This window comes from Vibrio profundum, from assembly GCF_050337555.1.
In the GTDB taxonomy this organism is placed as follows: Bacteria; Pseudomonadota; Gammaproteobacteria; order Enterobacterales; family Vibrionaceae; genus Vibrio; species Vibrio profundum.
The window spans coordinates 19,876-46,060 of sequence record NZ_JAKJTA010000006.1 but is presented as its reverse complement, the minus strand read 5'-3'; the positions used below and the strand labels follow the sequence as shown (position 1 = coordinate 46,060).

The following is a 26,185-nucleotide window of genomic DNA, read 5'->3' as shown; positions in this document are numbered from 1 at the left end:
AATAAAAAGAAACGGTGGCCAAAGAGCCACCGTTTTTGCTTTTTTCTTTTTGTGTTAGCTAAAGCGGAGAGATAAGTCTATATGCCGTCTCTTTCGATAGGGCAGCTCATGCAGCGTGCACCACCGCGTCCACGGCCTAATTCATTACCAGGAATAGTGAGGACTTGAATGCCGGCTTTGTCGTATTTTTCATTGGTATAAACATTTCGCTCATACCCGATGACGACTCCCGGTTTGACGGTAAGTACATTGTTGGCATCATTCCATTGCTCTCGCTCGGCTTCATAGTTATCACCACCCGTGGTGATAATTTTCAGCTGGTCGAGCCCTAGCGCTTGTTCTATCGCATGAATGTAGCTTGGCACTTGTTCGACATGTACATCACCGTCGGCTTTAGGTGTCAGACGCCAAGTGTTGAGATCTTTACGCATGATCTCTGGGTAGACGGAAAAGGTATCCACGTCCATATGTGTCATGACGGTATCTAAATGCATACAAGAGCGATGTTTGGGAAGATCAATCGCAATGACCTGTTTAGCTTGTTTGTGTTTAAACAAATTGGCAGCTAAGTTTTCGACCCCTTGAGGCTTGGTTCGCTCTGAAATACCGATCAGGACAGCCTCTTTGCCGATGACGAGCACGTCACCGCCTTCGATATTGGCGTTGTCGTAATGGAGATCTTCATCGCCAAAGTATTTGATAAAATCTTGACCAGCAAACACAGGATGCCAACGGTAGATAGCTCTTAGGTGGTTAGTCTCTCTTTGTCTGGCAGGTTTCATCATTGGATTTAACGACACACCACCGTAGACCCAGCAAGACGTATCACGGGTAAACAAGTGGTTGGGGAGAGGTTCAATCACGAAATCCAGAGGTCGATGCATTTTCGGCAGCATGGATGAAGAGCGAATGGGCAATTCAGAATAAGCTAAACCGCCGAGCAATACGGTGGCAAGGTGCTCATTATCCATCTCAGATAAGTAATGACGAAGATCTTTGGCAAACGTTGGTCCATAGCGAAAATCTGAAATTTGCGTATTGAGCAGCCATTGTCTAGCGTCTGGTACATGCAGTGTTTCGACTAGCAATTCATGCAGTAATAATACCTCGACACCTTGTTCAATCAGAGTGTTGGCGAAGATATCATGTTCTTTTCCTGCCGCTTCAACCGCCAATACATCATCAAATAGTAACTCATGGCAGTTTGATGGCGTTAGGTGAGTCAAAGCTCGCTCTGGTCGGTTTAGCAGAACTCTGCGTAATTGCCCGACCTCTGAGCCTACATACAGCTTACTCATAGTGTATCCTTACTGTTTTTTATATTTATATATATGACAAGATTGTTATCAGGATGCAAGTGAATTGTTCGGAGTAAAATGCTACAAAACTGTCACTTCTAGATTTAGTGCTAACAAAGTAGGCATTATCCTAACGAATTATTCTAAAAGCTTTTTCTGTGCGTATTGCATGGATGTGCCTTCCTATGCGAATTCAGCGTTTAAGGTTAGTTGAAAAGGTTTTCATAGCAAGTGGGCGGCTATGCACAATTACTGCTGTTTGGTATATGAATTGTGTCTTTTCATGCAGTTGTGAAGGGATTGATTCTGTGCGGCGGTTATTCATAACTATTCAAGTTGCTCGTGTTGGCGACTTCGTAGGCTAACCTTATAAAATTCTGAATCAACTAGAGAGCAGAATTTGCGTTTATGGAGAGGAAAATGAGTCAAGATAGGTATAGATTTTCGATGAGAACCATGCGATATTGCGTGCGTTTGAGCTGTGCTCACTGTATTAACCTCAATCTGGAGTAAAACTATGTCTCAAGACGAATATCTATCTGTGGATGAACTTATTGGTATGCAAAAGGAAGATACACGAGAGATTATTCAAGCACTATTAGAAGATGGTAGTGATCCAGATGCTTTATACGACATTGAGCATCACCTGTTCTCTGAAGACTTCTCCGTGCTGGAAAAAGCAGTGATTGAAGCTTTTAAAATGGGCTTTGAAGTACTTGAAGCTGAAGAAAGTGAAGACGAAGACGGCACTAAAATGTATTGCTGTGACGCCGTGATGCAATCTACTCTTGACCCTGAAGCGATTGACCAGCAAGTGGAAAAGTTGGTTCACTTGGCTGAAAAATTCGACATTATTTATGATGGCTGGGGCACCTTTTATGAGGGTGAGGATGCTATCTATGATGAAGAAGGCGAAGAAGAAGACGAAGCTTAATAGCAGCGCACTAGTCGAATCCGAGCGTTGATTCATTATCGATTACGCTGCGGACCATTGATTCCCTTGTCACTCATTGGCAGGGGATTTGTTTTTTAGCAGCCCCACTTCTTTGAAATATCGAATTGCTCCCGGATGCATTGGAATAGTTACCCCCTGCTTGACCATATCTTTCGCTTTGAGTTGAGATAACGCCGGATGCATATTCTGTAATTGGTGTAGATTTTCAAAAACGGACTTCGTTATCAGATAGACTAAGTTATTGGATTGCTCAGCATGAGTCACAAACGTTGCAACGACGCCGAAAGTTTGCACTTCATTTGTTTGAGTTGAATACATGCCAGCTGGAATCGCGCTAAAAGTGTAATAGGGGTGCGAAGCGACCAGTCTTTCTATTTTAGGCCCAGTGACTGAGACTAATTTCGCCTGGCATGCAGTGACGGCTTCAGCAATCGAGTCGTTGGGGTGGCCCACGACATATACATAGGCGTCAATTTTGTCGCGGCACAATGCTTGAGAGCGCATAGAGCCTTTTCGCTGTTGAATATTGGAGAAATCATCTGCCTTCCAGTTCATTGCGAGCATCAGATTCTCCATCGTCGCCCGTTCTCCTGAACCTTGATTCCCTATATCTACCCTTGATCCCAAAAGATCCTGAATACTATGGATCTGAGATTGGTTTTGGACGATCAGATTAAAAGGTTCTTGGTGCAGAGAAAACATAGCTCTTAACTGTGGATCTCCGCCTTGTTGGGTAAATCGGTTGCTGCCATGGTAGATATGATGCTGCCAATCGGATTGCAATATAGCGAAATCAATGTGTCGTGATTTTAGTCGCTTAGCGTTATCTAGTGAACCACCTGTGGATTCGACGGTACAGCGAGTGTGGTGTTTTTCTCGATCTTGGTTAATCAGCTTGCAAATAGCGCTGCCTGTCGGGTAGTACACGCCATTGACGGCTCCCGTCCCAATGGTGACGAATTGCTGTGCTTGTGATGGCGCTACGCTGAGACACCACAACGCAATTGGTAGAACGGCACCCATAGGTTTCATGGTGCTCTCCTTTTCTTTTCGCACGCAGATCTGACGATAGACGACAAGAACCCGCGTATCCAACAAGTCTTTTGTATCTCAATAAGTGTATATGATGATAGTGAGAAGACGCTATATCTGTCCGGAGGGGACGGGAAAAGGAGAGGGAGTGGGGCAATAGTGTATTACCCCTAGGCGTTCAATCGTTCGTCTATCCTAGCAATGACTTCTTTACTAGGACATTGAGATTACGTAATTAGCCTGAGTATTCAAAGAGTTCACATACCGACTCAAACACTTGCTCAGTGGTCACAGACATAGTAGGTGTGATGAAAATAGTATCATCGCCCGCTACAACGCCTAAAATACCTTCAGATTTCCCCAGTGAATCTAGTAGACGGGCGATCAATTGTGCGGCACCTGGTCCAGTATGCATTACAACCAGTGCACTGTTACGGTCAATACCTAACACCAGCTCTTTGAGTGAGCTAGAGGCGGTTGGCACGCCCATTTCTGCAGGTAAGCAGTAGACCATCTCCATCTTCGCATTGCGAGTTCTTACCGCGCCAAACTTGGTTAGCATACGCGAGACTTTCGATTGGTTAATATTATCGAAACCTTCATGCTTGAGGGCGTCAACAATATCGCTTTGTGAACCAAATTTTTCTTCTTTTAGTAGGGCTTTGAAAGCGCGAACTAAGCTATCTTGTTTTTCTGAATTGCGCATCGTTCTATTAGTTTGGTTATTTATTTCCCAGCAAATATTTTCGCACACCTATCGAAATATAGCTATGTCAGTGAATAAATAAGCTAATTTCTATCATGGTTTAGGTTGCGGGAGAGATAGCTGGTGGGTGGGGGCGTGTCACATCGCAAAGCTGAGGTTTACTGATTGTATTCAATACAGGCTTGCTATAATTTTGGCTCTTTAAAAAGAAATCTCATTTCAAGGAGAACGACAATGAAAGTAGCTGTTGTGGGTGCCGCAGGTGGCATCGGCCAAGCTTTAGCCCTGTTGCTAAAAAATCACTTACCAGCCGGTTCAGATCTCGCATTGTATGACATTGCACCAGTGACGCCAGGTGTTGCTGCAGATCTTAGCCACATCCCGACACCAGTTTCGATCAAAGGTTACGCAGGCGAAGATCCAACACCAGCGCTTGAAGGTGCAGATATCGTGCTTATGTCGGCGGGCGTTGCTCGTAAACCGGGTATGGATCGTGCGGATCTTTTCAATGTTAACGCGGGTATCGTGAAGTCTCTTGCTGAGAAGATAGCAGTTGTCTGTCCAAAAGCATGCATTGGCGTTATCACTAACCCTGTGAATACGACAGTGCCAATCGCAGCTGAAGTACTGAAAAAAGCAGGCGTTTACGATAAGCGTAAACTGTTTGGTGTGACGACATTGGACGTTATTCGTTCAGAAACATTTGTCGCTGAACTTAAAGGTAAAAATCCGGCTGAGATTAAGGTACCCGTTATCGGCGGCCACTCAGGTGTGACGATTCTGCCACTTCTTTCTCAAGTTGAAGGGGTTGAGTTTACTCAAGAAGAGACAGCAGCTCTTACCAAGCGTATTCAAAATGCTGGCACCGAAGTGGTTGAAGCGAAAGCGGGCGGCGGCAGTGCGACTCTATCGATGGGACAAGCAGCGTGCCGATTTGGCCTTTCTCTAGCAAAAGCCTTGAATGGTGAGAAAAATGTTGTTGAATGTGCATACGTTGAAGGTAGCGGTGAACATGCGAGTTTCTTTGCTCAACCGATCAAACTCGGTAAAGACGGTGTAGAAGAGATCCTTAGCTATGGTGAGCTGAGCGATTTTGAGCAGACCGCGCTAGACAATATGTTGAAGACGCTTAACGACGACATTCAAACGGGTGTTGAATTCGTTAAGTAATCAGATTGTTTTAATCCAATAAAAAAGCTGATCGATAGATCAGCTTTTTTATATAAAAGATCTTGTTTAAAAAGATGCGTTATCTCTGGATCACTTGCTGCGGTTTACTGCGAGGTGAGCGAGGGTAACCAAAGCTTGTTTATAATCACTATCCGGTAGAACGCTTAACTCAGCAATGGCTTTGTCGGCTTCTTGCTCAGCTTTCTGCGTTGTGTAGTCTAACGAGCCCGTTTTATCCATGATCGCCAAGATTTGCTCTAGGTGAGCCATACCATCGGCGTTTTCAATCGCACTGCGGATTAAAGCGGCGTCTTCATTATCGCTATTGTGCATAGCATAGAGCAGCGGTAGCGTCGGTTTGCCTTCTGCTAAATCATCGCCGACATTTTTGCCCATCTCTTTACCATCTGCCGTGTAATCCATCACATCATCGATCAATTGGAAGGCAGTGCCGAGGTATTTGCCATAATTTTGTAACGCAAACTCGGTTTCCGCTGGAGCATCGCTTAAAATTGCGCCTATTTGTGTTGCAGCTTCGAACAAACGCGCCGTCTTTGAATAGATGACCTGCATATAATCAGCTTCAGTGACGCTAGGATCATTACAGTTGATCAGCTGCTGAACTTCACCTTCAGCAATGACGTTTACCGAGTCGCTCATGAGCTCTAAGATCTTAAATGATCCTAGCTTTGTCATCATTTGGAATGAGCGCGTGTAGATGAAGTCTCCGACTAGTACACTCGCTGCGTTACCAAATGCCGCATTGGCGGTGGCTTTCCCACGGCGCATATCTGATTCATCCACCACGTCATCGTGTAGCAGAGTCGCGGTGTGGATAAATTCGACAAAAGCTGCTGCCATAATATGCTGCTCACCCTGATAACCAAGGGCACGAGCTGACAGCAAAGCAAGTAATGGACGTAGACGTTTTCCTCCACCACTGACAATGTACAATCCAAGTTGATTGATTAAGGCCACGTCGGAGTTAAGTTGATCTTGAATAGTTTCGTTGACTTTTGCCATGTCGTCGGCAGTCAGTCTTTGGATAGCGTTAAAATCCATTGTAAATCCAGCTGAGAGAAGAGATGCTCTTGGTGATCGAGTTGTGTTTGGTTGCGAATAATACACTAATTTCCGTTGATTAATATACGCAAAATAGGCATCATTCTGGCAAAATCACCTAGTGATTAGCAATCAACCAATTTTTTTTAAATATGGCTTGTCAACGTGGGGTGCTTTCTGTAAAATCTGCGCCCTATTGATGATTAGTTTAGCGCACACCCGAACTGCTCAAATTATAAGCATAGGCTGTGCGGAAAAAGCGGAGTAAAATATGTACGCTGTTTTCCAATCTGGTGGTAAACAACACCGAGTAAGCGAAGGTCAAACTCTTCGTTTAGAGAAATTAGACGTTGAAACTGGCGCAACAGTTGAATTTGATAAAGTTCTTCTGGTAGCTAACGGTGAAGAGGTTTCTGTAGGCGCTCCTCTAGTAGAGGGCGGCAAGGTAACTGCTGAAGTTGTACAACACGGTCGTGGCGATAAGATTAAAATCGTTAAGTTCCGTCGTCGTAAGCACTCTCGTAAGCAACAAGGCCATCGTCAGTGGTTCACTGAAGTGAAAATCACTGGCATCAACGCTTAAGTAATTAGGAGAGTTTAACAATGGCACACAAAAAAGCTGGCGGTTCTACTCGTAACGGCCGCGATTCAGAAAGCAAACGTCTTGGTGTTAAGCGTTTTGGTGGTGAATCTGTTCTTGCAGGTAACATCATCGTTCGTCAACGTGGTACTAAGTTCCACGCAGGCACTAACGTTGGTATCGGTAAAGACCACACTTTATTCGCACTTGCTGAAGGCAAAGTGAAGTTTGAAGTGAAAGGTCCTAAAAACCGTAAGTTCGTTAGCATCGAAGCTGAATAAGTTTAGTTTCTAACTGAATGACAAAGCCCTGCCTTCTTGGCGGGGTTTTTTATTTATAGAGAATATAAATTTATATTACAAAGAGTTAGCTCTAGTAAGGCCGTTGGATTAGTGTGGCGTTTGCCAAAATCGAACCGACGCGATCTGCTAGAATCTATATTGCCAATGAGTGCAATATGGCGACGCAATACATGCGGGGTGAGAGATGAAATTCGTTGATGAAGCGGTAATTAAAGTTGATGCTGGAGATGGCGGCAGTGGTGTCGTTAGCTTTTGGCGAGAAAAATTTATAACGAAAGGTGGACCTGACGGCGGTGACGGCGGTGATGGTGGTGATGTCTATATGGAAGCAGACGAAAACCTAAATACACTGGTTGATTACCGTTTCCAACGCTTCTACGCAGCTGAACGCGGCGAAAATGGTAGCGGTGGTAACTGTACAGGTAAACGTGGTAAAGACAAAACGTTACGCGTGCCTGTGGGCAGTCGTGCGGTGGATATTCACACTAATGAAGTGGTTGGCGAAGTAACCGAGCATGGTCAAAAATTGATGGTCGCCAAAGGCGGCTGGCATGGACTGGGCAACACTCGCTTCAAATCGTCAGTCAACCGCGCACCTCGCCAAAAAACCCTGGGAACCAAGGGTGAAGTACGTGAACTGCGTCTTGAGCTACTATTGCTAGCGGATGTGGGCATGCTAGGTTTACCAAATGCAGGTAAATCGACGTTCATTCGCTCGGTATCGGCCGCTAAGCCTAAAGTCGCGGATTATCCTTTCACAACCTTGATACCAAGTCTTGGTGTTGTGAGTGTGATGGCAGAGAAGAGCTTTGTGGTCGCAGATATCCCTGGCTTGATTGAAGGCGCAGCGGATGGTGCGGGTCTTGGTATACGCTTCTTGAAACATTTAGAGCGTTGTCGAGTCTTGTTGCACATGATCGATCTTCTACCCGTTGATCAATCGGATCCGGTGCAAAATGCCCTGACGATCCTCGATGAGCTTGAGCAATACAGTGAAAAGCTGGCGGACAAGCCTCGTTGGTTAGTATTCAATAAGATAGATCTTATGTCTGAAGAAGATGCGGATGAAAAGATCCAGCAGATCTTAGACGCATTAGGTTGGGAAGAAGAATACTTCAAGATTTCGGCGGTGAATAAGCAAGGCACTAAAGAGCTATGCTATAAGCTAGCTAACTTTATGGAAAGCATGCCGAAAGAGGAAATCTTTGAGCAGGAAGAAGACACTGTCGACTTCATGTGGGATGACTACCACAAGGATGCGATGAGTGGTGACAACGTTGTTGTGGAAGATGATGACGATGACGATTGGGACGACGAAGAAGACGATGGCCACGTGATTTACGTCCGTGACTAACGCACTAGAATTCGATAAAACCGCACATATCCTGTTGCGGTTTTTTTCTGTCTGTACCACTGCAATGATGAATAAGAGAATAGTGATATGTTGATAAGCTTAATTGCGGCTATGGCCAACAACCGTATTATTGGCAAAGATAACGCAATGCCTTGGCATCTTCCTGCCGATTTTGCTTGGTTCAAACGCTGTACCATAGGTAAACCCGTGGTAATGGGGCGTAAAACTTATGATTCAATTGGCCGGCCACTGCCTAGCCGACAGAATGTTGTGATTAGCCGAGACACCAGTTTGCGTATTGAAGGTGTCACTGTAGTGAGTTCTATTGAGCAAGCGTTGTCGCTATTATGCGATGAACCGGAAGTCATGATCATCGGTGGTGGCTCCATTTATGCTCGTTGCCTTGAACAAGCTGATAAGCTTTACCTGACGTTTATTGATGCTGATATTAATGGCGATACGCAATTTCCAGATTGGGGAGAAGGCTGGTCATCAGTTAGTAAAGAGCAATTCTTGGCTGATGAGAAGAACGCGTACAATATGCAGTTCTGTATTCTGGAAAGAGCCGATAGCGACGAATAATCGCTATCGACAGAGGCTGCATCAAGTCAGAGGCCTATTAAGTTAGAGCTGCTTGGCGGAAATAACGCTGGTCATCCCAGCGTAACATCGTTAGGCTCCCGCCCCAGACACAGCCAGTATCCAGCCCTATCGCAGTTTGGCTGTGATAGCCTTGCAAAGCGGCCCAATGGCCAAATACGACCGTTTTGTCGAGCTGTACTCGGTTTGGTGTTTCAAACCAAGGGAACAAAGAAGAATCACGCATATCAGCGGGTGGGTATTTCGCCTGCATATCTAAGCTGCCGTCTTGAGCGCAGTATCGCATCCGAGTAAAGGCATTGATAATATAGCGATACCTTTCAATGCCAGTAAGCTGAGGATCCCATTGAGCTGGCGTATCAGCGTACATACCTTGCAGTAATTGAGGCCATTCTTCACTTTGTAGCAAATCTTCAATTTCTTTGGCTGCCGCTCTGGCGATGGTCAAGTCCCAATTAGGTGAGATACCTGCGTGGCACAAAACAAAGTCATCATGCTCCAGAAAAAGAGGCTGCTGTTTTAACCAGTTGAGCAGCTCATCTCTGTCTTCTGCCTGAAAAATATCATTGATACCGTCTTTTTCCTTGGCTTGACGTAGGCCGAGCGAAATGGCGAGTAAGTGTAAATCATGGTTGCCCAGCACCACTTTCGCAGCGTTGCCTAGATCTTTAATGAACCTTAGCGTTTGAAGTGAATCTGGCCCTCTTGCGACCAGATCGCCTGCGCACCATAACTGATCTTTTTCTGAATCGAACTGGGCTTTATCAAGTAATAATTTGAGTTCGGTGAAACAGCCTTGAATATCACCGACTAGGTATATCGACATGGTGTATTTGTCCTCGCTGGAAAGCGTCATTTAAACGAATGGTTTAAATGATTAATTTAAAACATTTGGGACGGCGAGGCGAAAAGGTTCAATCTCAGTAATAAACTCACTGCCTTTTGCATCTAGCATAATATATTGCCCTTGCATGACCCCGACGGGGGTTTCGATGGCAGTACCGCTACTATAGGTGTACTCGTCCCTACTAGGGATAAAGGGCTGCTGACCAACCACACCATCACCTTCAACACTCATTTGTTTGCCATTCGCATCGGTGATCAACCAGCGGCGACTGATCAGTTGCACGGTTTGTGAGCTGAGATTTTTGATAGTAATGATATAGGCAAAAATATAGCGTTGGTTATCGGGATCAGATTGATCTTTAACGTACTTGGTATGAACTTGGATTTTAATGCAAGGTTGACTCACTTCCATGTTGGCTCCTAACGCGCTCTTTTTATTTATATATATACCTAAGTCGGGGGAAGATGCAATATTGATAGTAAGTTAGCGGATGTTGTGGGAAGAAATAGAGAGAAAAGTGTGAGAAGAGAACTAGAGCTTATCACTGTTAGCAATAAGCTCTGTCGTTAGATTTGTTGGTTTGATCTGCTCAACAAGGTCTATTTGTGATTCGCGTCCAGCCAGTTCGCCATGTCGACAAATTGCTCTAAAGTGAGGTTCTCAGGACGCATACCAGGGTTAACTCCTAGCGATTCTAAGGTCTCTTTGTCGAGTAAGCTCTTATAGCAGTTTCGCACTGTTTTACGGCGTTGGTTAAAGCCTTCACGACAAACGCGGTCTAACCAGCTTAGGCTAGTTGCAGGATACGGTAATGTTTCATACGGCATCAAGCGAACCACGGCAGAGTCTACCTTAGGTGGTGGTACGAACGCAGTTGGTGGAACTTCCAGTACTGGAACCACTTTACAGTAGTACTGCGCCATGACGGTTAATCGGCCATAAGTTTTGCTGCCCGGACCCGCAGCCAAGCGGTTCACGACTTCTTTTTGTAGCATAAAGTGCATATCTTGGATGTCTTTATGGAACTCAAACAAGTGGAACATCAATGGCGTAGAAATGTTGTAAGGCAAGTTACCAAAGATACGCAGTTTATTGTTTGGACGAACAAGCTGGGTAAAGTCAAAGCGCATTGCATCGCCTTCATGAATCGTCAGTTTTTCCGACAATTCAGGATGGTTACGCAGACGCTCAGCCAGATCTCGGTCGAGCTCAATTACTGTAAACTTATCGACTTCTTTGCCAACAGGCTCGGTAATAGCTCCTAGGCCAGGACCTATTTCAACCAGGTTTTGCCCCGGTCTTGGGTTTATCGACGACACAATGCCATCAATAATGTATGGATCGTTTAAGAAGTTCTGCCCAAATCGCTTACGTGCTTTGTGCCCTAAGTGGACATCATTTTTCATAACAGGTCTCTAATTCGCTTGATTGTTCACCAGCTCAATAGCATGAGCTAGAGCAGTATTGAAACTGCCAGTATCTGCGATCCCTTTCCCTGCTAGCTCGAGAGCTGTGCCATGATCGACAGAGGTTCTGATAAATGGCAAGCCGAGGGTGATATTCACCGCGCGGCCAAAACCTTTATACTTTAGTACAGGAAGCACCTGATCGTGATACATACCCAGTATCACGTCGGCTTCCTGTAAATATTTGTCACTAAAAATAGTGTCGGCAGGAAGCGGACCAACTAAGTTGATGCCGTGTTCTTGACGAATTCGTTCCATCGTTGGGGTAATGGTTTCCAGCTCTTCGTGGCCTAAACAGCCATCTTCGCCTGCATGAGGGTTAAGTCCGCAGACAAAAATTTTAGGCTCTTCTATGGCAAATTTATCACGTAAATCCTTATTCAGAATTTGGATAATTTGCGTTAGCCTGTCTGGTGTCACTGCCTTAGAGACGGAGGCGAGCGGAATATGCGTGGTAACCAGCGCCACTTTCATTCCTTCAGTCGCTAACATCATCACCACCAGTGGTGTATTTGACTGCTCAGCAAAGAATTCAGTGTGGCCGCTAAACGCCACTCCCGATCGGTTGATCACCCCTTTATGGACAGGGCCGGTGACAATAGCATCAAACTCCCCATCCATACAACCTTTCGCTGCCCGCTCGAGAGTCTTGAGGACGTAATGGCCATTGGCTTCATTGAGTAGGCCCGCGACCGCAGGCGCATCCAAATTCATATGTTCGACGACTAGGGTGCCAGAGCGATGTGGCGTCGGCGTTAAAGCGCCGTGATAGTCAATGAACTCTACGGTTAGATTGAGCTGCTTAGCTCGCTCTTCCAACAAAGATTTATCGGCGCAGACCACGATTTGATGTGGCCAATCTTGTTGCGCCAACGATAAAGCCAAATCTGGACCTATGCCAGCAGGCTCACCTGCGGTCACTATAATGCGTTTAACTGTCATATTGCTGGCCCTTAAGAATATCTACGTAGGCTCCAGCACGTAGTTCCTGCATCCAAGCACCAGCTTCTTCATTGAACTTACGGTTGAATAGAATTCGGTAGGCGCGATTTTTCATAGCAGCGTCGGTGCGATCCACGGTACGTTTTTTCATTACCTCGACAATGTGCCAGCCGTTGACCGTTTTAAATGGCTTGCTAATTTGTCCAACTGGCAGAGTCTCTACTTGGTGTTTAAACTCGGGCACAAAAGTATCTGGCGTCTGAAAGCCTAGGTCGCCACCTTGAGAAGCTGAACCGGGATCTTGGCTATATTGTTTCGCCAGTTCCGCAAAACTCGCTTGTCCCGATTTGATTTCGCGAATGAACTTGTTGAGTTCTTTTTTCGCTCCGTCATCATTGAGAATAATACTTGGTTTAATCAATATATGGCGAGCGTCTACTTCAGTAACGGCAACGGTTTTTAGCCCTTTGACGTCTTCAATTTTCAGAATATGGAAGCTAGAAGCGCCAATGAATGGGCCAAGGATAGTTCCTTTCTTGCTCATATTGATTTGGTCAGCAAAAATAGTCGGCATCGCTTCTTTACGCATCCAGCCCCACTCACCGCCATCCAATGCTTTTGGACCATTTGAGAAGCTGTATGCCATCGTAGTGAAGTTGGCACCACCTTCAAGCTGCTTCACCAGTTTATTCGCTTGCGCTTGCACTTGCTGTTTATTCTGTTCATTGAAATCGAGCTGAATGTGAGCGATTTTATACTCGACCCCAGAATTCGTCTGTTTTGCAAGTATCTTAGCCAAACTAGAAACCTCTTCTGGAAGAATGCTAATACGCTGACGCACGAGTGCGTTACGAGTCTCACGTACCTTGATTTCGTCACGAATTTCTTTGCGGAAAGTCGCGTAGCTAAGGCCTTGCTTTTGCACCAATGTGACGAACTGCTTCATTGGCAGCTTCTGACTTTTAGCTATGTCATTGATGGTGTTTTCTAGCTGTTCATCGTTGACATGAATGCCAAGCTGCTTGGCTTTTTGCAGCTGAATTTTATCCAAAATCAACTTATCCACGACCTGTTTTCTTAGCACAGCATCGCTGGGTAGGGCCTGTTTGCTTGCTCGAGCGTTGAGCTTGATCATTTTGAGCGCAATATCGACATCACTTTGCAAAATCACACCGTTATTGACCACGACAACCACTTTGTCGAGCTCGACTGGCTTGGCGAGAGCCGTGGTTGTCGTGAAAACCGTTACTGCGCTGATTAAAAGAAGTTTCCACATTTTCATGGGTTAATCCTGTTACCTATGCTGGCTAGCGACACATGCCGCTAGCAATATTGTGTAGTAAATAAGGTTAATTATTTAAGAAAAACGGGTTGGTATAGCCCAAAGAGCTACTTGTACCATCAACGAGCAGGGTGCTTGAGGAGCCCATGCTGGTACCAAAGCCGATGATGCCGAAGTTGATACCAAAGTTGTTTTCGTAAATTGGTGTGATGTCTGGGTAGTTAGTCACGTTAGTTGTTTCTGTGCTGCCATCTTGCCAATTTTTAAGTCGGTTACTGTAGTTAAAGGCAATATACCAACAATCTGAGGTGTATTTTAATCCAGCTAACCATTCCAATTTATTATCGGTAGTGAGATCGTAGAAATATTGCCCCACCGCTGACCATTTCCGTGACAGTTGATAGCTACCAAGTAAGCCAGCTTGAGATATGCCGTCTGGAGTAACTGCTTTGATGGTGTCTGGGTCGTTGTAGCCACTAACCGTTTGGGAAATATAATCCTGACTTACATATCGATAGTTTGATTGCAGGTAGCCGCCATTGAAACGATATTCCAATGTACTGCTGCCAAGTTGCATCTTACTGACATCCGAATCGTACTGAATACTGCCATGGTAGAACCAGTTATCCCCATAGTTGAAATCTGCTTGCATTGCCCATGCAGACCAACTAGAGGCATTGGTTGAGTTGGTATCAGTTGGCGAGCGTAGGCCTTTATTGAGGTACAATATTTGGCCAAAGGCGACATTCATTCGTTCGACGTAATTTTCGTCAAAAAAGCGTGATGTAGCACCATAGCTTATTTGGTTGGCGCCTTGGATTCGGTCATAGCCACTGTTTTGACGAGTTCTAAATAATCCGTAGTAATCGGATTCTAGCTGTGTGGTGTCGTAACGATAGATATCATCTTGATTTTTTTCTGGTATGTAGACGTACTTAATTTGCGGCTCAAGAGTTTGAGTATACTCATCAAAGTACTTATTGTTACTTTCTAACACCATGGTCGCGCTGCTGCTGAATTCAGGTAATACACGGGTAACGTTTTGCTTTAAATCATACTCACCACTGCTTGTTCCCGGGGTTGTTGGATTGTCCACACCACTAAGATCTTGGTAATAGTATGTCGTTGGTAAGCGCAGTTCAGTGACCCAAGTACCCCAAGTGTTACTCATGGGTAGAGTAATACCTGGCTCGATATGTAAGCGTGTTGCTGAAGGTTCGTTGTCTTGATCTGTAGTAAAGTTTGACAACTCGGTTTTCATATCAAAGTCAAAATGTTTGACGGCTTGTGGCTGGTAGTAGTTAAACGACAGTTGTGGTAGTAATTTGTACGGTTGACTGTTGTTGTTGAGTACCTGAAAGCTTCGCGCCAAGATAGATGCATCCCAATTATCCGAGCGGTACGTCGCTTCTCCTTCTTGGATCAATTGGCCATCTGATTGCGTACCGATACTAGAGCTAATATCAGAAAAATAGTCATCATCGCTGACTTTGGAATAATCAATATCGAACTTCCAATTACCATCCAAGATACCGCTATGGGTATATTGAACGCCCCAGCGATTGCCTTTCTCTGGGTACTTTTTGTCGTCTGGCAAGAATTCAGTGTTGATCGTACCAGAGCCGAAACTGGTTAAGTAACGAAATTTACTGTTGAGCTGAGTGCCACGCTCTTGCATGTTTTTAACGGTGGTGAGGAGATCGTAATCTGGCGCCAAGTTCCAGTAAATTGGCACTTCTTCCGTCAGGCCGTCACTCGAACCATAGTTGATTGATGGATACAAAAAGCCCGTTTTACGTGTTTTTCCAATCGGTACTGTCAGATATGGTAGATAAAACACGGGTACATGTTGAATCTCAAACCTTGGGTTGTAGAAGGTGGCTTCTTCATCGTTATTGTCGATATCTATGCTCGTGGCCCGTAAGCGCCAAGCATCGTTGCCGTCAGGGCATGACGTTATCGAGCCATCATCAATCTGGTACAACGCTTTGCCTGTGTTCGACACGTACACCGCTTTGCCTCGGCCTGGCTGACAGAGGAAATGATATTGAGTATTCGACAAAGTAAATTGATTGTCGGTTAAGTTATTGGTCGCTTTATCTGAAACGGATTTAATTAGCCCGTCACTGAAGTTGACATTGCCTTTCGCCACCACCACGTTTTCTTTTTGATGATAAGTCACGTTATCGGCTGTGATACGCTTGTGACCCTGAGTAACCACCACGTTGCCAGTATAGGTCGCTTTATCCCCACTTGTGCCTTGTAGGGTATCCGCATCGACATTCACCGGCAGCTGTTTAGAATTATCAGGCTCAGGTACATTGACCAAGCATTGATCGATAGGGTCTAATACTTGGCATTGACCGAACGCTGATATATTTTGCGCAGGTGACTCTGGCGCCGTTTCGGCCTGAGCTTCGGCAATAAAGAAGGCTGACGCAATTGAGGCAGCTAGGAGAGTGCGAGAAAAACGTGGCATCGAGTTTTACTATCCTGTTGAACTTGATTAATTTGGTGGTTAGTCAACCAAAATAAATGAAAACGGTGCTTATCATAAAGGAAATTAAGGCTTCCGGCACTATCTGACCACGTGACGGTAAAAAAATTCACAGATTGAGAGCACATAATGCGTATTTTAGGCAAAATTCTTGGTTTATTCTTTGGAACGCTCTTCGGCAGTTGGCCCGGCGCTCTGTTAGGCCTGTATATTGGCCACCAATTTGATAAAGCGTTGCAGAATAATCAAGCAGGGTTTCGTGGCAATCCATTTGGTTCGGGTCCAAGTCAAGCGGATCTCCAAGAGGCGTTTTTTAACGCCGTTTTTTCGGTGATGGGGCATGTGGCGAAAGCGAAAGGGCAGGTTACCCAATCAGAGATTCAGTTGGCAATGACCATGATGGATCGAATGAACCTACATGGCGAACAACGCCGAGCGGCGCAAGAAGCGTTTCGCCAAGGAAAAGAGAGCGACTTTCCATTGGAGCAAGTGCTAGAGCAAGTTCGTGTGTCGTCTTCAGGCCGACGTGATTTAATTCAGTTCTTTCTTGAGTTGCAAGTGTCAGCGGCATTTGCCGATGGAGTGGTCGACCCAAGTGAGCGAGAGGTCCTGCATCGTATTGCTAGTGGTTTAGGTTTTTCTTCCAGTCAGTTAGAACGCCGTTTACGAATGCAAGAAGCCGCGTTTCGTTTTCAACAAGGTGGCGGTTTTTCTGGCCAGCAAGGTGCACATTCATCGCAAGGTGGATCATGGCAAACCGCGCCAGACAGTAGCCGTTTATCGGCGGCGTATGACGTATTGGGCGTGGCGGAAAATGCTGACAGTAAAGACGTGAAAAAAGCCTACCGTAAACTGATGAATGAGCATCACCCAGACAAGCTGATGGCCAAGGGCCTTCCGCCAGAAATGATGAATGTTGCGAAAGAGAAATCGCAGCAGATTCAATCTGCTTATGACTTGATAAAGAAGGTTAAAGGCATTAAATAGCGCAACATAAAATTAAAAAAGGCGAGCTCAATAGCTCGCTTTTTTTGAATCACGCTAGGTTATTCAAAGCATAAACCGACTTAGCGTATCGCGATCGCTTCAATTTCAATGCCGACATCTTTTGGCAGTCTAGCCACTTCAACGCAAGAACGCGCAGGGTAGTGCTCAACTTGATGCTCATCGAAAAACTGCCCATACACTTCATTGACCGCTACGAAGTCGTTGAGATCTTTTACAAACACCGTCATTTTAACGATGTTAGCTACGCTCAGTCCCGATGCTTCGACCACTGCCTTAACGTTTTCAAGCGACTGACGAGCTTGCTCGGTGATTTTCGTCGGCACTTCCCCCGTTGTTGGATTAACTGGGATCTGGCCAGAAGTGAGAACCATATTACCTAAATCTACGCCTTGTACATAAGGGCCGATAGCGGCTGGTGCTGATTCAGTGTGCAGTACTTTTGTCATACAGAAACCTTTTATTACTTGTTGAATGCTGAGCCAGTGTGCCGATATTCTCGCTTTAGGTAAAGAGATCAACGCTCACTTAACTTTCGGCTACCACTTAACTTTCGGCTACCACTTAACTCTCGGTTATCATTTAACGCTCGGTGACGACTTCACGAGAGAACACTTTTTCGCAGTATTTACATTTCAGGCGGATGTCATCCGATTTCTCTAAAATACTGAAGCTCGTATCGACGGGCTCACTGTGGGTAATGCAGTTGGAGTTCGGGCAGCTAAAAATACGGCTGATTTGTTTTGGTAGCTGTAAGGCGAGCTTCTTTACTACTTGGTAGTTTTCAATTTGATTGACGGTGGCATGGGGGGCGTACAGCGCCAGTTTGTTTGCTTGTTCAGGGGAAATGAACACATTTTCTATTTTGAGTAAGTCTTTACTGCCGAGCTCAGAAGAAGGTAAGTTTAGGCCAACGGTGACGCGCTGCTCTGAGTGGTGCATATCAAAAAGTTGTAAAACTTTGATGCCGACTTGCGCTGGAATATGATCGATTACTGTACCATTTTTGATAGCTTCTACTTGCAGTTGATTTTGTTTAGTCATACGTAAGTCCTCCGATTACAGGTCCTGATTTAAAACGAGCGCGAGTAATGCTTGGCGGGCAAACACGCCATTCTCTGCTTGCTCAAAATAGTAAGCATGGTGAGTTGCATCCACATCCGTCGTGATTTCATCCACGCGTGGCAGAGGGTGCAACACTTTCATATTAGTGCGCGCGTCTACAAGCATGTCAGCGCTCAGGATGTATGCCGACTTGATGTGTGCGTATTCTGACTCATCGAAGCGCTCTTTTTGCACTCGGGTCATGTAGAGAATATCAAGCTGTGGTATGACACTTTCTATGTCAGTGTGGCTAGAGTATTGAATGCCTGCTTCATCCAGTTCTTCGCAGATGTAGTCTGGCATGGCTAACGCCCCTGGAGCGACAAAGAAAAAGCGGACTTGATCAAATTTTGCTAGCGCTTGGGTCAGGGAGTGTACGGTACGGCCGTACTTGAGATCGCCGACAAACGCCACGTTGAGTGTATCGAGTTTGCCTTGAGTTTCGTAAATACTAAACAGATCAAGTAAGGTTTGGGTTGGGTGCTGATTGGCCCCATCCCCTGCATTGATCACTGGAACTTGATTGGAAAACTCAGATGCTAAGCGCGCAGCTCCCTCCTGTGGGTGGCGCATAACAAATGCATCCACGTAGGAAGAGATGACTCGCACTGAATCAGCCAATGTTTCTCCCTTTTTGGCAAGAGAGGTATTACCACCACTATCAAAACCAATCACGTCACCGCCAATACGCTGAATGGCGGTTTCAAATGATAAACGGGTGCGGGTAGAAGGTTCAAAAAAGCAACTGGCGACGACTTTGTTTTGAATCAGAGTGGGGTCTGGGTTTGCCTTGAGCTGTCCGGCAGTGCTGACAATAAGCTCTAGCTCTTGTCGAGAGAGTTCCGGAATAGAGATGATGTGTTTTTGATAAAGCGAATTCGCCATTTTGAGTCTTCCCTATTGGTTTATCGTAACGTTGGTTTGTCGTGACGTTGATTTGCAGTGACTAGTTAGTCGTAAGTTTTACGTTGCTCATTGTGAGAACGTTGCCGTGGCACAACGAGTTTGCTAGCGGCAATAAAAAAGCCTCCCATATGGGAGGCTTAATCATTTTCTAACGAGATGAAGCAATAGCTCGTCACCGCATTCGACGGTTTGGAAAAAGACGATGTGGTGAAATATAGAGACTGAGACATTGCGTCACCCTTAAATAAATTGCGAAAAATTATACGCCTTCAAAAAGGGAGTGCAAGTATCAAACTCATTCGTGAGTTAATTACTTCGTTCGCCTAACGTTGCCACCATGACAGACTTAATGGTATGCATGCGATTCTCCGCTTGGTCGAAGACAATGGATCGCTTGGACTCGAACACTTCCTCGGTTACCTCTAATCCATTCATGCCGTATTGTTCCGCTATCTGCTTGCCTACAGCGGTATCATTGTTATGAAAAGCCGGTAAGCAATGCATAAACTTGACGTTCGGATTGGCAGTTTTGTTGATGGTCTCAGTATTGACTTGATAGGGAGAGAGCAATTGAACACGCTTGTGCCAAGCTTCGACCGACTCTCCCATTGATACCCATACATCGGTATAGATAAAATCGCAGCCGTGAACGCCGGAATCGACATCATCGGTGATGGTGAGTATCGCCCCTGTTTTTTCTGCGATGGCGTGAGATTTTTGGCTGATAGCGGTATCTGGCCAATATTCTTTAGGCGCGACTATGCGAAGGTTCATTCCCATTTTAGCAGCGCCAACCAGCAAGGAGTGGGCGACATTGTTACGGGCGTCACCTAGATAAACCAAGATAATGTCACTCAGCTTTTTGTTTGGGCTGTGTTCAAGCATGGTAAGAAAGTCAGCGAGCACTTGAGTGGGGTGAAATTCATCGGTTAAGCCGTTCCAAACCGGGACTCCGGCGTATTGTCCTAGCTCCTCGACGACCTCTTGACCATGCCCTCGATATTCAATGCCATCATACATACGACCTAACACTCGGGCTGTATCTTTCATGGTTTCCTTAGAGCCGAGCTGAGAACCAGAGGGTCCAATGTAGGACACTTGCGCGCCTTGATCAAAAGCGGCGACTTCAAAAGCGCAGCGGGTGCGAGTGGAGGGCTTTTCGAAAATTAGGGCGACATTCTTCCCAGACAGAGTTTTATGTTCACGACCTTGAGACTTATCTTGCTTAAGTTTGCTAGCAAGACTTATCAAGTGGTGAATTTCTTCCGTTGAAAAGTCCAGTAACTTGAGAAAGTTACGTTGATGTAGTTGCATCGTATATCCAACCTTGGACGTCATGAGATAGATTATGATATTAAATCATAATTATGCTTATTTTGTGAGTATTTATTTGCTTGTTTAAGCTAAGGGGGGGAGCGGAAAGCAAGCTACTTTCCGCTGTGAGGGGTTATAAGTTCTCTTCGGCAAATTCCGCTAAGCGACTTCTGACAACGCCGTTGAGGTGGATGTTGGTACTTCCTGCAAAGTTTTTGAATCGTTCCACCATATAGGTGAGACCTGATGTCACTGGGGTTAAATAATGCGAGTCTATTTGTGCGAGGTTACCTGAACAGACTATTTTGGTGCCTTCACCGCAGCGTGTGATTATGGTTTTGATTTGTGATGCAGTTAGGTTTTGACACTCATCAAGTAGCACGAACGCATTTTGAATGGATCGGCCACGCATGAAGTTGATTGACTTGAATTGGATATTGGCTTTATCGCAAATATATTTCATCGAGCCTTCAGTGCAATGGTCGTGTTTGTGTAGAGCCTCCAATGTATCGGTCACGGCGGCTAACCAAGGCAGCATTTTTTCCTCTTCAGAGCCGGGCAAAAAGCCGATCGATTCACCGATGTCGGGTGTGTTACGCGTGACAATGATTTTATCAAACATACCATTTTCGATGGTCTGCTCTAAAGCAGCAGCCATGGCCAATAAGGTTTTACCGCTGCCTGCTGCCCCTGTCAAAATGACCAAATCAATGTCAGGGTCGAGCAATGCGTCCATCGCCATACCTTGGTAAATATTCTTAGGGGTAATGTCCCATGCTTTACGATGCATCATGCGCTCGCGACTAAGATCGCACAACGTGACTTTTTCAGAGGTAATACTCTCCACTCGTGCGGCAAAATCGCTGTCTTCATCAATAATATATTGATTAATGAAGGTAGGGTCTAATGGATCACGGCTGAGCGTATGGTAGGTTTGGCCTTCATAATTGTGGCTGTCGACTTGCTCGATGTTACTCCAAAAGTCTCCTTCGCATTGTTGGAATCCTTTGGTCAGATATTGAACATCATCAATCAGTTGGTCGGTGCGGTAATCTTCAACAAATCGTACGCCCGCTCCTTTAGCTCGCAGGCGCATATTGATGTCTTTAGTGACTAATACCACTTCACGAGGGGCGCGCTTGTTTTGCAAATAGAGCACGCCATTTAATATACGGTTGTCGCCAGCTTTGTCGGCGAAGGCTTTCACAGTTTCTTGTAGTTCAAAATCGGCGAGAATTGAAATTGTGCCAGTGGCATCGATTTCTTTTGAACAAGGGATTCCTTCTGATATTTCATCTGGAGTGGCGTCACGGAATATGTCTTCCAAGGCACGGATGGCGACGCGAGCATCTCGTGCAACGTCGCGCTTACTATCTTTGATTCTGTCGAGTTCTTCAAGCACCGTCATGGGGATGACGACATCGTGTTCTTGGAAGGAATAAATGGCAAAGGGTTCGTGAAGGAGGATGTTTGTATCGAGTACAAATAGTTTCCGGTCAGTATCGCCCATAAGCGTCTCCTTGCCGCAATGCGGCCTGTGCTTAGCAAAGGTAGCCTGCAAGAGAGGTTGTCGAGTACGTCTGGGCTCAGATAGCCAACTCGGTTACTTGACGACGTCTTGCAAACCCGTGTTGATCCGTATCCTAAATATGCATACATGATGCCAGTGACAAAACATTGGCGCGACTATCATGCTCGTATAGTTTAAGTATATGTCACCCAAAAGCGGTGAACCTTGATATTACCCAACATTTTTTGACACTTTGATGTCAAGCAGAATCATGCAAAAAAAAAAGGGTAATTTGCGGTGTAGACACGTGACCTAGTTCACAGCTTCGAGTAAGATTGTCGACCATTTTTATGGCCACAGCTGAATGCGGTTTACCGTATCGGTGCCTTCTATCATGTGGCTGAAATGTGATTCTGATAACCTGATTCGTTTATAAAATAATGTGAGGAAACCCGTTCATGACATTTGCTTTGGGGCAACGCTGGATAAGCGATACGGAAAATGATTTAGGCTTAGGCACCGTAGTGGCGGTGGATGCTCGTACCGTGACATTAATGTTTGCGGCATCGGAAGAAAATCGAGTCTATGCAATTAGCGAAGCTCCAGTGACGCGAGTCATGTTCAATGTTGGTGATACCGTACAAAGCCAAGAGGGGTGGTCACTGCAAGTCGAACAAGTTGTCGAAAATCGTGGTGTGATGAGTTACATCGGGCTAAGAGAAGATACGCAAGAACAAGAGATTGTTCTGCGAGAAATCATGCTTAGTAACCAGATCCGTTTTAATAAACCTCAAGATAAACTGTTTGCTGGTCAAATCGATCGGATGGACAATTTTGTGCTGCGATATCGTGCATTGATGAACCAATATGAGCAGCATAAAAGTTCGATGCGAGGCCTGTGTGGCATTCGCGCCGGCTTAATTCCTCACCAATTATATATTGCTCATGAAGTTGGACGTCGTCACGCGCCTCGCGTGCTCCTTGCCGATGAGGTTGGCTTAGGTAAAACTATTGAAGCCGGCATGATTATTCACCAGCAAGTACTTGCTGGCAGAGCTGAGCGCGTTCTAATCGTGGTGCCAGAAACCCTTCAGCATCAATGGTTGGTCGAGATGATGCGTCGTTTTAACCTGCATTTTTCTATTTTTGATGAAGAGCGCTGCATCGAGGCATACGCTGAGGCGGACAATCCATTTGAAACCCAGCAATACGTTCTCTGCTCACTAGAGTTTTTGAAGAAAAGCAAAAAACGCCAGACCCAAGCGATTGAAGCTGAATGGGATCTATTGGTGGTCGATGAGGCGCACCATTTAGAGTGGAACCAAGAAAAAGCCAGCCGTGAATATCAAGTGGTCGAAGGCTTGGCAGACAACACGCCCGGTGTGCTGCTACTGACCGCGACCCCTGAACAGCTCGGCAGAGAAAGCCATTTTGCTCGTCTGCGTCTATTGGACTCAGACCGTTTTTACGATTATGAAGCGTTTGTTGCTGAAGAGCAGCAATATCAGCCCGTTGCAGACGCTGTGAGTGCCTTGTTGTCTGGTGAAACATTAGAAAACAGTGCTAAAAATCAAATTGCAGAACTGCTAACTGAGCAAGATGTCGAACCGTTATTTCGCATTATCGCTAGTGACGAGCCGGAAGAGATAAAGGTTTCAGCTCGACAAGAATTAATCGATAACTTAATGGATCGCCATGGCACAGGCCGAGTGTTGTTTAGAAACACCCGAGCGGCTATTCAAGGTTTCCCAAACCGAAACGTGCACTTGCTGCCTATGGATATTCCTTCGCAGTATGCGACGTCAATGCGCGTTGCTGGGATGCTGGGCGGGAAAATGCCGGCTGAAGCTCGAGCTGTGAAGAACCTTTATCCTGAAGAAATTTTCCAAGAATTTGAAGGTGATGAAGCCAGCTGGTGGCAGTTTGATTCACGCGTGAATTGGCTAATTGAAAAAGTTAAGGAAAAACGCAGCGAAAAAATCTTGGTCATCGCGTCACGTTCCACCACGGCGCTGCAGCTTGAGCAAGCACTGCGTGAGAGAGAGGGTATTCGCGCTACCGTTTTCCACGAAGGAATGTCGATCATCGAACGGGACAAAGCGGCGGCGTATTTCGCTCAAGAAGAGGGCGGAGCACAAGTGCTCTTGTGTAGTGAAATTGGTTCGGAAGGCCGAAATTTTCAATTTTCCAATCAGCTTGTCATGTTTGATTTACCGTTTAACCCAGATTTGTTGGAACAGCGAATTGGCCGCTTAGATCGTATTGGTCAACAGCGTGATATTGATATACACGTACCTTATCTTAAAGATACCGCGCAAGAAGTATTGGCACGTTGGTTCGCGGAAGGCCTGTTAGCTTTTCAAGAAACTTGCCCGACAGGGCGCATGATATACGAACGCTTTGCGGATCAATTGATTGAAATGTTAGCGTCAGGCGATCATGAGCCGTTAGGCGAAGTGATTGCTGAGTCGGCGAAGCTCAATCAGCAGTTAAAAGGGCAGTTAGAACAAGGTCGAGACCGATTGCTTGAAATGCACTCGAATGGCGGTGAGCAAGCTCAACAGATCGTAGACAATATTGCGGCGAAAGATGGCGATATCAATTTGGTCACGTTTGCGTTAGGCCTGTTTGATACCATTGGCCTTAACCAAGAAGACAAAGGTGAAAATGCCTTAGTCGTGACGCCATCTGAGCGCATGATGGTACCAAGCTACCCTGGTCTGCCTTATGAGGGGGCAACCATCACCTTCGATCGTGATACGGCGCTGTCTCGTGAAGATATGAACTTCATGAGCTGGGAACATCCGATGATTCAAGGCGGTATTGATTTGATCATGAGTGAAGGAGTTGGGGCTTCAGCTGTATCTCTTCTGAAAAACAAAGCGTTACCAGTCGGTACTATTTTACTTGAGCTGGTGTATGTAGTTGACGCGCAAGCGCCTAAAAATAGTGGCATCCATCAATTTTTGCCTAAGACGCCGATTCGAGTGATTTTGGACGGTAAAGGTAATGACTTATCTGCTCAAGTTGAGTTTGAAAACTTTAATCGCCAGTTATCGCCAGTTAACCGTCATATGGGCAGTAAGATTGTGGCGTCTGTACAGAGCCAAGTACATGCGTTGATCGACAGCGGTGATACTCACGTGATGGCTAAGGTGGATGAAGTGAAGCAGCTTGCTGAGCGTGAAATGAAAGACAAACTGGGTGGAGAGCTGGAGCGTTTGCAAGCTCTGAAAGCGGTGAACCCAAATATTCGCGATGAGGAATTGTCGGCCATCGAAAGCCAAATTTCTGCGTTAGCGGGTTATATAAGTGGCGCTCAAATGCAGCTTGATAGTTTGCGTTTGATTGTGGTGTCACACAATTAATCGATAGAAGAAGGGCCTTGGAATAAGGCCCTTTGCTTTATTGTTCTCAGCTGAGCTTTTCAACCTTTCACCTGCACTACTAGAGATCCTTTATGGCTATGCTTGAATACTCTCCGCCAACCACACCTTGGCTAGATATCGCATTTGAAGACGATGATATTTTGATTGCCAATAAGGCGCCGGGGCTACTTTCTGTCCCAGGTAAACTAGCGGAACACTATGACAGTTTATGGAGCCGATTTGTGGCTGAGTATCCTGAAATTCAAGTAGTCCACCGCTTGGATATGTCGACGTCGGGCTTAATGTTGCTCGCCAAGCATAAAGCTGCAGAGCGGGCGCTGAAAAAACAATTTCAGTACCGTTTAACCCACAAGGTTTACTACGCACGTGTTTGGGGGCTGGTTGCTGATGACGAAGGGTGCGTCGAGCTGCCTTTAATTTGTGATTGGCCACAGCGGCCAAGACAAAAAGTGTGTTTTGAGCACGGTAAGCCGTCTAAGACCTTATATCAGGTCGTACAGCGTGAGGAGAAAACCACCGTTGTCCGTTTGCTGCCAATTACTGGGCGTTCTCATCAGCTGCGTGTACATATGCAGGCGATAGGGCATGGGATTGTTGGCGATGAGTTTTATGCCTCCGAAGAGGCGCTGGCTTATTCCGAGCGTTTGCAGTTGCATGCTGCAGAGCTCAGCTTCTATCATCCGACTAGTCACGCTTTAACGAGTCACTTTATTCCCTGTGAATTTTACTCAGAGGCTAAAGCGCAGATCTTTGAGCACTTTAGCGCTGAGCCGACGTTGCCAGACTATAAAAAGTTGCCACGTTGCTAGTGTGGTTGAACTGAAATACGTAACACGCCCTAGACGAAATACTATGGTAGTTTGT

General features: G+C 45.7%; 24 protein-coding genes. 9 read left to right on the top strand and 15 right to left on the bottom strand.

The window, feature by feature from the left end; translation table 11 throughout:
- Positions 1-77: 77 nt before the first annotated feature.
- Complete coding sequence (arcA, locus tag L4C34_RS06195) at positions 78-1,298, bottom strand: arginine deiminase (protein ID WP_428788476.1); 1,221 nt, start codon at positions 1,296-1,298, stop codon at positions 78-80.
- 517 nt (positions 1,299-1,815) lie between these two features.
- Here arcA and rraB point away from each other — a divergent pair.
- Positions 1,816-2,232 carry a ribonuclease E inhibitor RraB gene (gene rraB / locus L4C34_RS06190; protein WP_428788475.1) on the top strand — a complete coding sequence of 139 codons (417 nt, stop codon included), beginning with the start codon at positions 1,816-1,818 and terminating at the stop codon, positions 2,230-2,232.
- A gap of 69 nt (positions 2,233-2,301) precedes the next feature.
- On the opposite strand, the gene L4C34_RS06185 is transcribed toward rraB, so the two are convergent.
- Together L4C34_RS06185 and argR are read right to left on the bottom strand one after the other, a co-directional pair.
- Entirely contained in the window at positions 2,302-3,276 is a 975-nt protein-coding gene (locus L4C34_RS06185) for a TAXI family TRAP transporter solute-binding subunit (RefSeq protein ID WP_428788711.1), read from the bottom strand.
- A gap of 244 nt (positions 3,277-3,520) precedes the next feature.
- Entirely contained in the window at positions 3,521-3,991 is a 471-nt protein-coding gene (gene argR / locus L4C34_RS06180) for a transcriptional regulator ArgR (RefSeq protein ID WP_428788474.1), read from the bottom strand.
- Between the two features lie 234 nt (positions 3,992-4,225).
- On the opposite strand from argR, the gene mdh reads away from it, so the two are divergent.
- The gene (gene mdh / locus L4C34_RS06175; protein WP_428788473.1) at positions 4,226-5,161 is read left to right on the top strand and encodes a malate dehydrogenase; all 936 of its coding nucleotides are present in this window, start codon (positions 4,226-4,228) and stop codon (positions 5,159-5,161) included.
- Positions 5,162-5,251: 90 nt separating this feature from the next.
- On the opposite strand, the gene ispB is transcribed toward mdh, so the two are convergent.
- Complete coding sequence (gene ispB, locus L4C34_RS06170) at positions 5,252-6,223, bottom strand: octaprenyl diphosphate synthase (RefSeq protein ID WP_428788472.1); 972 nt, start codon at positions 6,221-6,223, stop codon at positions 5,252-5,254.
- 271 nt (positions 6,224-6,494) lie between these two features.
- Between ispB and rplU the strand changes: the two genes are divergently transcribed.
- From rplU to folA, 4 genes are all read left to right on the top strand, one after another.
- Positions 6,495-6,806 carry a 50S ribosomal protein L21 gene (gene rplU, locus L4C34_RS06165; RefSeq protein WP_428788471.1) on the top strand — a complete coding sequence of 104 codons (312 nt, stop codon included), beginning with the start codon at positions 6,495-6,497 and terminating at the stop codon, positions 6,804-6,806.
- Positions 6,807-6,826: 20 nt separating this feature from the next.
- Complete coding sequence (gene rpmA / locus L4C34_RS06160) at positions 6,827-7,084, top strand: 50S ribosomal protein L27 (RefSeq protein WP_086982114.1); 258 nt, start codon at positions 6,827-6,829, stop codon at positions 7,082-7,084.
- A gap of 205 nt (positions 7,085-7,289) precedes the next feature.
- On the top strand, positions 7,290-8,459 hold the full coding sequence (cgtA, locus tag L4C34_RS06155; RefSeq protein ID WP_428788470.1) for an Obg family GTPase CgtA: 1,170 nt from the start codon (positions 7,290-7,292) through the stop codon (positions 8,457-8,459).
- Positions 8,460-8,546: 87 nt separating this feature from the next.
- Positions 8,547-9,041: a type 3 dihydrofolate reductase gene (gene folA / locus L4C34_RS06150; protein WP_428788469.1), complete on the top strand. Its 495-nt coding sequence runs from the start codon at positions 8,547-8,549 to the stop codon at positions 9,039-9,041.
- A gap of 37 nt (positions 9,042-9,078) precedes the next feature.
- Here the strand turns inward: folA and L4C34_RS06145 are convergent, their stop codons facing one another.
- From L4C34_RS06145 to lptD, 6 genes are all read right to left on the bottom strand, one after another.
- Complete coding sequence (locus L4C34_RS06145; RefSeq protein ID WP_428788468.1) at positions 9,079-9,885, bottom strand: symmetrical bis(5'-nucleosyl)-tetraphosphatase; 807 nt, start codon at positions 9,883-9,885, stop codon at positions 9,079-9,081.
- 51 nt (positions 9,886-9,936) lie between these two features.
- Positions 9,937-10,317, bottom strand: a complete 381-nt coding sequence (apaG, locus tag L4C34_RS06140; RefSeq protein ID WP_428788467.1) for a Co2+/Mg2+ efflux protein ApaG — start codon at positions 10,315-10,317, stop codon at positions 9,937-9,939.
- Between the two features lie 188 nt (positions 10,318-10,505).
- Positions 10,506-11,312 carry a 16S rRNA (adenine(1518)-N(6)/adenine(1519)-N(6))-dimethyltransferase RsmA gene (rsmA, locus tag L4C34_RS06135; protein ID WP_428788466.1) on the bottom strand — a complete coding sequence of 269 codons (807 nt, stop codon included), beginning with the start codon at positions 11,310-11,312 and terminating at the stop codon, positions 10,506-10,508.
- A 9-nt stretch (positions 11,313-11,321) separates the two neighbouring features.
- Positions 11,322-12,314 carry a 4-hydroxythreonine-4-phosphate dehydrogenase PdxA gene (pdxA, locus tag L4C34_RS06130; protein ID WP_428788465.1) on the bottom strand — a complete coding sequence of 331 codons (993 nt, stop codon included), beginning with the start codon at positions 12,312-12,314 and terminating at the stop codon, positions 11,322-11,324.
- Positions 12,304-13,596 (bottom strand): peptidylprolyl isomerase SurA, encoded by a 1,293-nt coding sequence (surA, locus tag L4C34_RS06125; RefSeq protein ID WP_428788464.1) that lies wholly within the window; start codon positions 13,594-13,596, stop codon positions 12,304-12,306. The genes pdxA and surA overlap by 11 nt, the downstream gene beginning before the upstream one ends.
- Before the next feature lie 67 nt (positions 13,597-13,663).
- Positions 13,664-16,075 carry an LPS assembly protein LptD gene (gene lptD, locus L4C34_RS06120; protein ID WP_428788463.1) on the bottom strand — a complete coding sequence of 804 codons (2,412 nt, stop codon included), beginning with the start codon at positions 16,073-16,075 and terminating at the stop codon, positions 13,664-13,666.
- 147 nt (positions 16,076-16,222) lie between these two features.
- On the opposite strand from lptD, the gene djlA reads away from it, so the two are divergent.
- Complete coding sequence (gene djlA, locus L4C34_RS06115) at positions 16,223-17,080, top strand: co-chaperone DjlA (RefSeq protein WP_428788462.1); 858 nt, start codon at positions 16,223-16,225, stop codon at positions 17,078-17,080.
- Between the two features lie 80 nt (positions 17,081-17,160).
- Here the strand turns inward: djlA and L4C34_RS06110 are convergent, their stop codons facing one another.
- From L4C34_RS06110 to L4C34_RS06090, 5 genes are all read right to left on the bottom strand, one after another.
- The gene (locus tag L4C34_RS06110; RefSeq protein WP_428788461.1) at positions 17,161-17,547 is read right to left on the bottom strand and encodes a RidA family protein; all 387 of its coding nucleotides are present in this window, start codon (positions 17,545-17,547) and stop codon (positions 17,161-17,163) included.
- Positions 17,548-17,680: 133 nt separating this feature from the next.
- On the bottom strand, positions 17,681-18,142 hold the full coding sequence (pyrI, locus tag L4C34_RS06105; protein ID WP_428788460.1) for an aspartate carbamoyltransferase regulatory subunit: 462 nt from the start codon (positions 18,140-18,142) through the stop codon (positions 17,681-17,683).
- A gap of 15 nt (positions 18,143-18,157) precedes the next feature.
- Positions 18,158-19,087, bottom strand: a complete 930-nt coding sequence (gene pyrB / locus L4C34_RS06100) for an aspartate carbamoyltransferase (protein WP_428788459.1) — start codon at positions 19,085-19,087, stop codon at positions 18,158-18,160.
- 327 nt (positions 19,088-19,414) lie between these two features.
- Positions 19,415-20,422, bottom strand: coding sequence for an ornithine carbamoyltransferase (argF, locus tag L4C34_RS06095; protein ID WP_428788458.1), 1,008 nt, complete (start codon positions 20,420-20,422; stop codon positions 19,415-19,417).
- A 133-nt stretch (positions 20,423-20,555) separates the two neighbouring features.
- Entirely contained in the window at positions 20,556-21,932 is a 1,377-nt protein-coding gene (locus L4C34_RS06090; protein ID WP_428788457.1) for a PhoH family protein, read from the bottom strand.
- A gap of 458 nt (positions 21,933-22,390) precedes the next feature.
- Here L4C34_RS06090 and rapA point away from each other — a divergent pair, with 458 nt between their 5' ends.
- Positions 22,391-25,300 carry an RNA polymerase-associated protein RapA gene (gene rapA / locus L4C34_RS06085; protein ID WP_428788456.1) on the top strand — a complete coding sequence of 970 codons (2,910 nt, stop codon included), beginning with the start codon at positions 22,391-22,393 and terminating at the stop codon, positions 25,298-25,300.
- Positions 25,301-25,392: 92 nt separating this feature from the next.
- Positions 25,393-26,130 carry a pseudouridine synthase gene (locus L4C34_RS06080; RefSeq protein WP_428788455.1) on the top strand — a complete coding sequence of 246 codons (738 nt, stop codon included), beginning with the start codon at positions 25,393-25,395 and terminating at the stop codon, positions 26,128-26,130.
- Positions 26,131-26,185 lie beyond the last annotated feature (55 nt).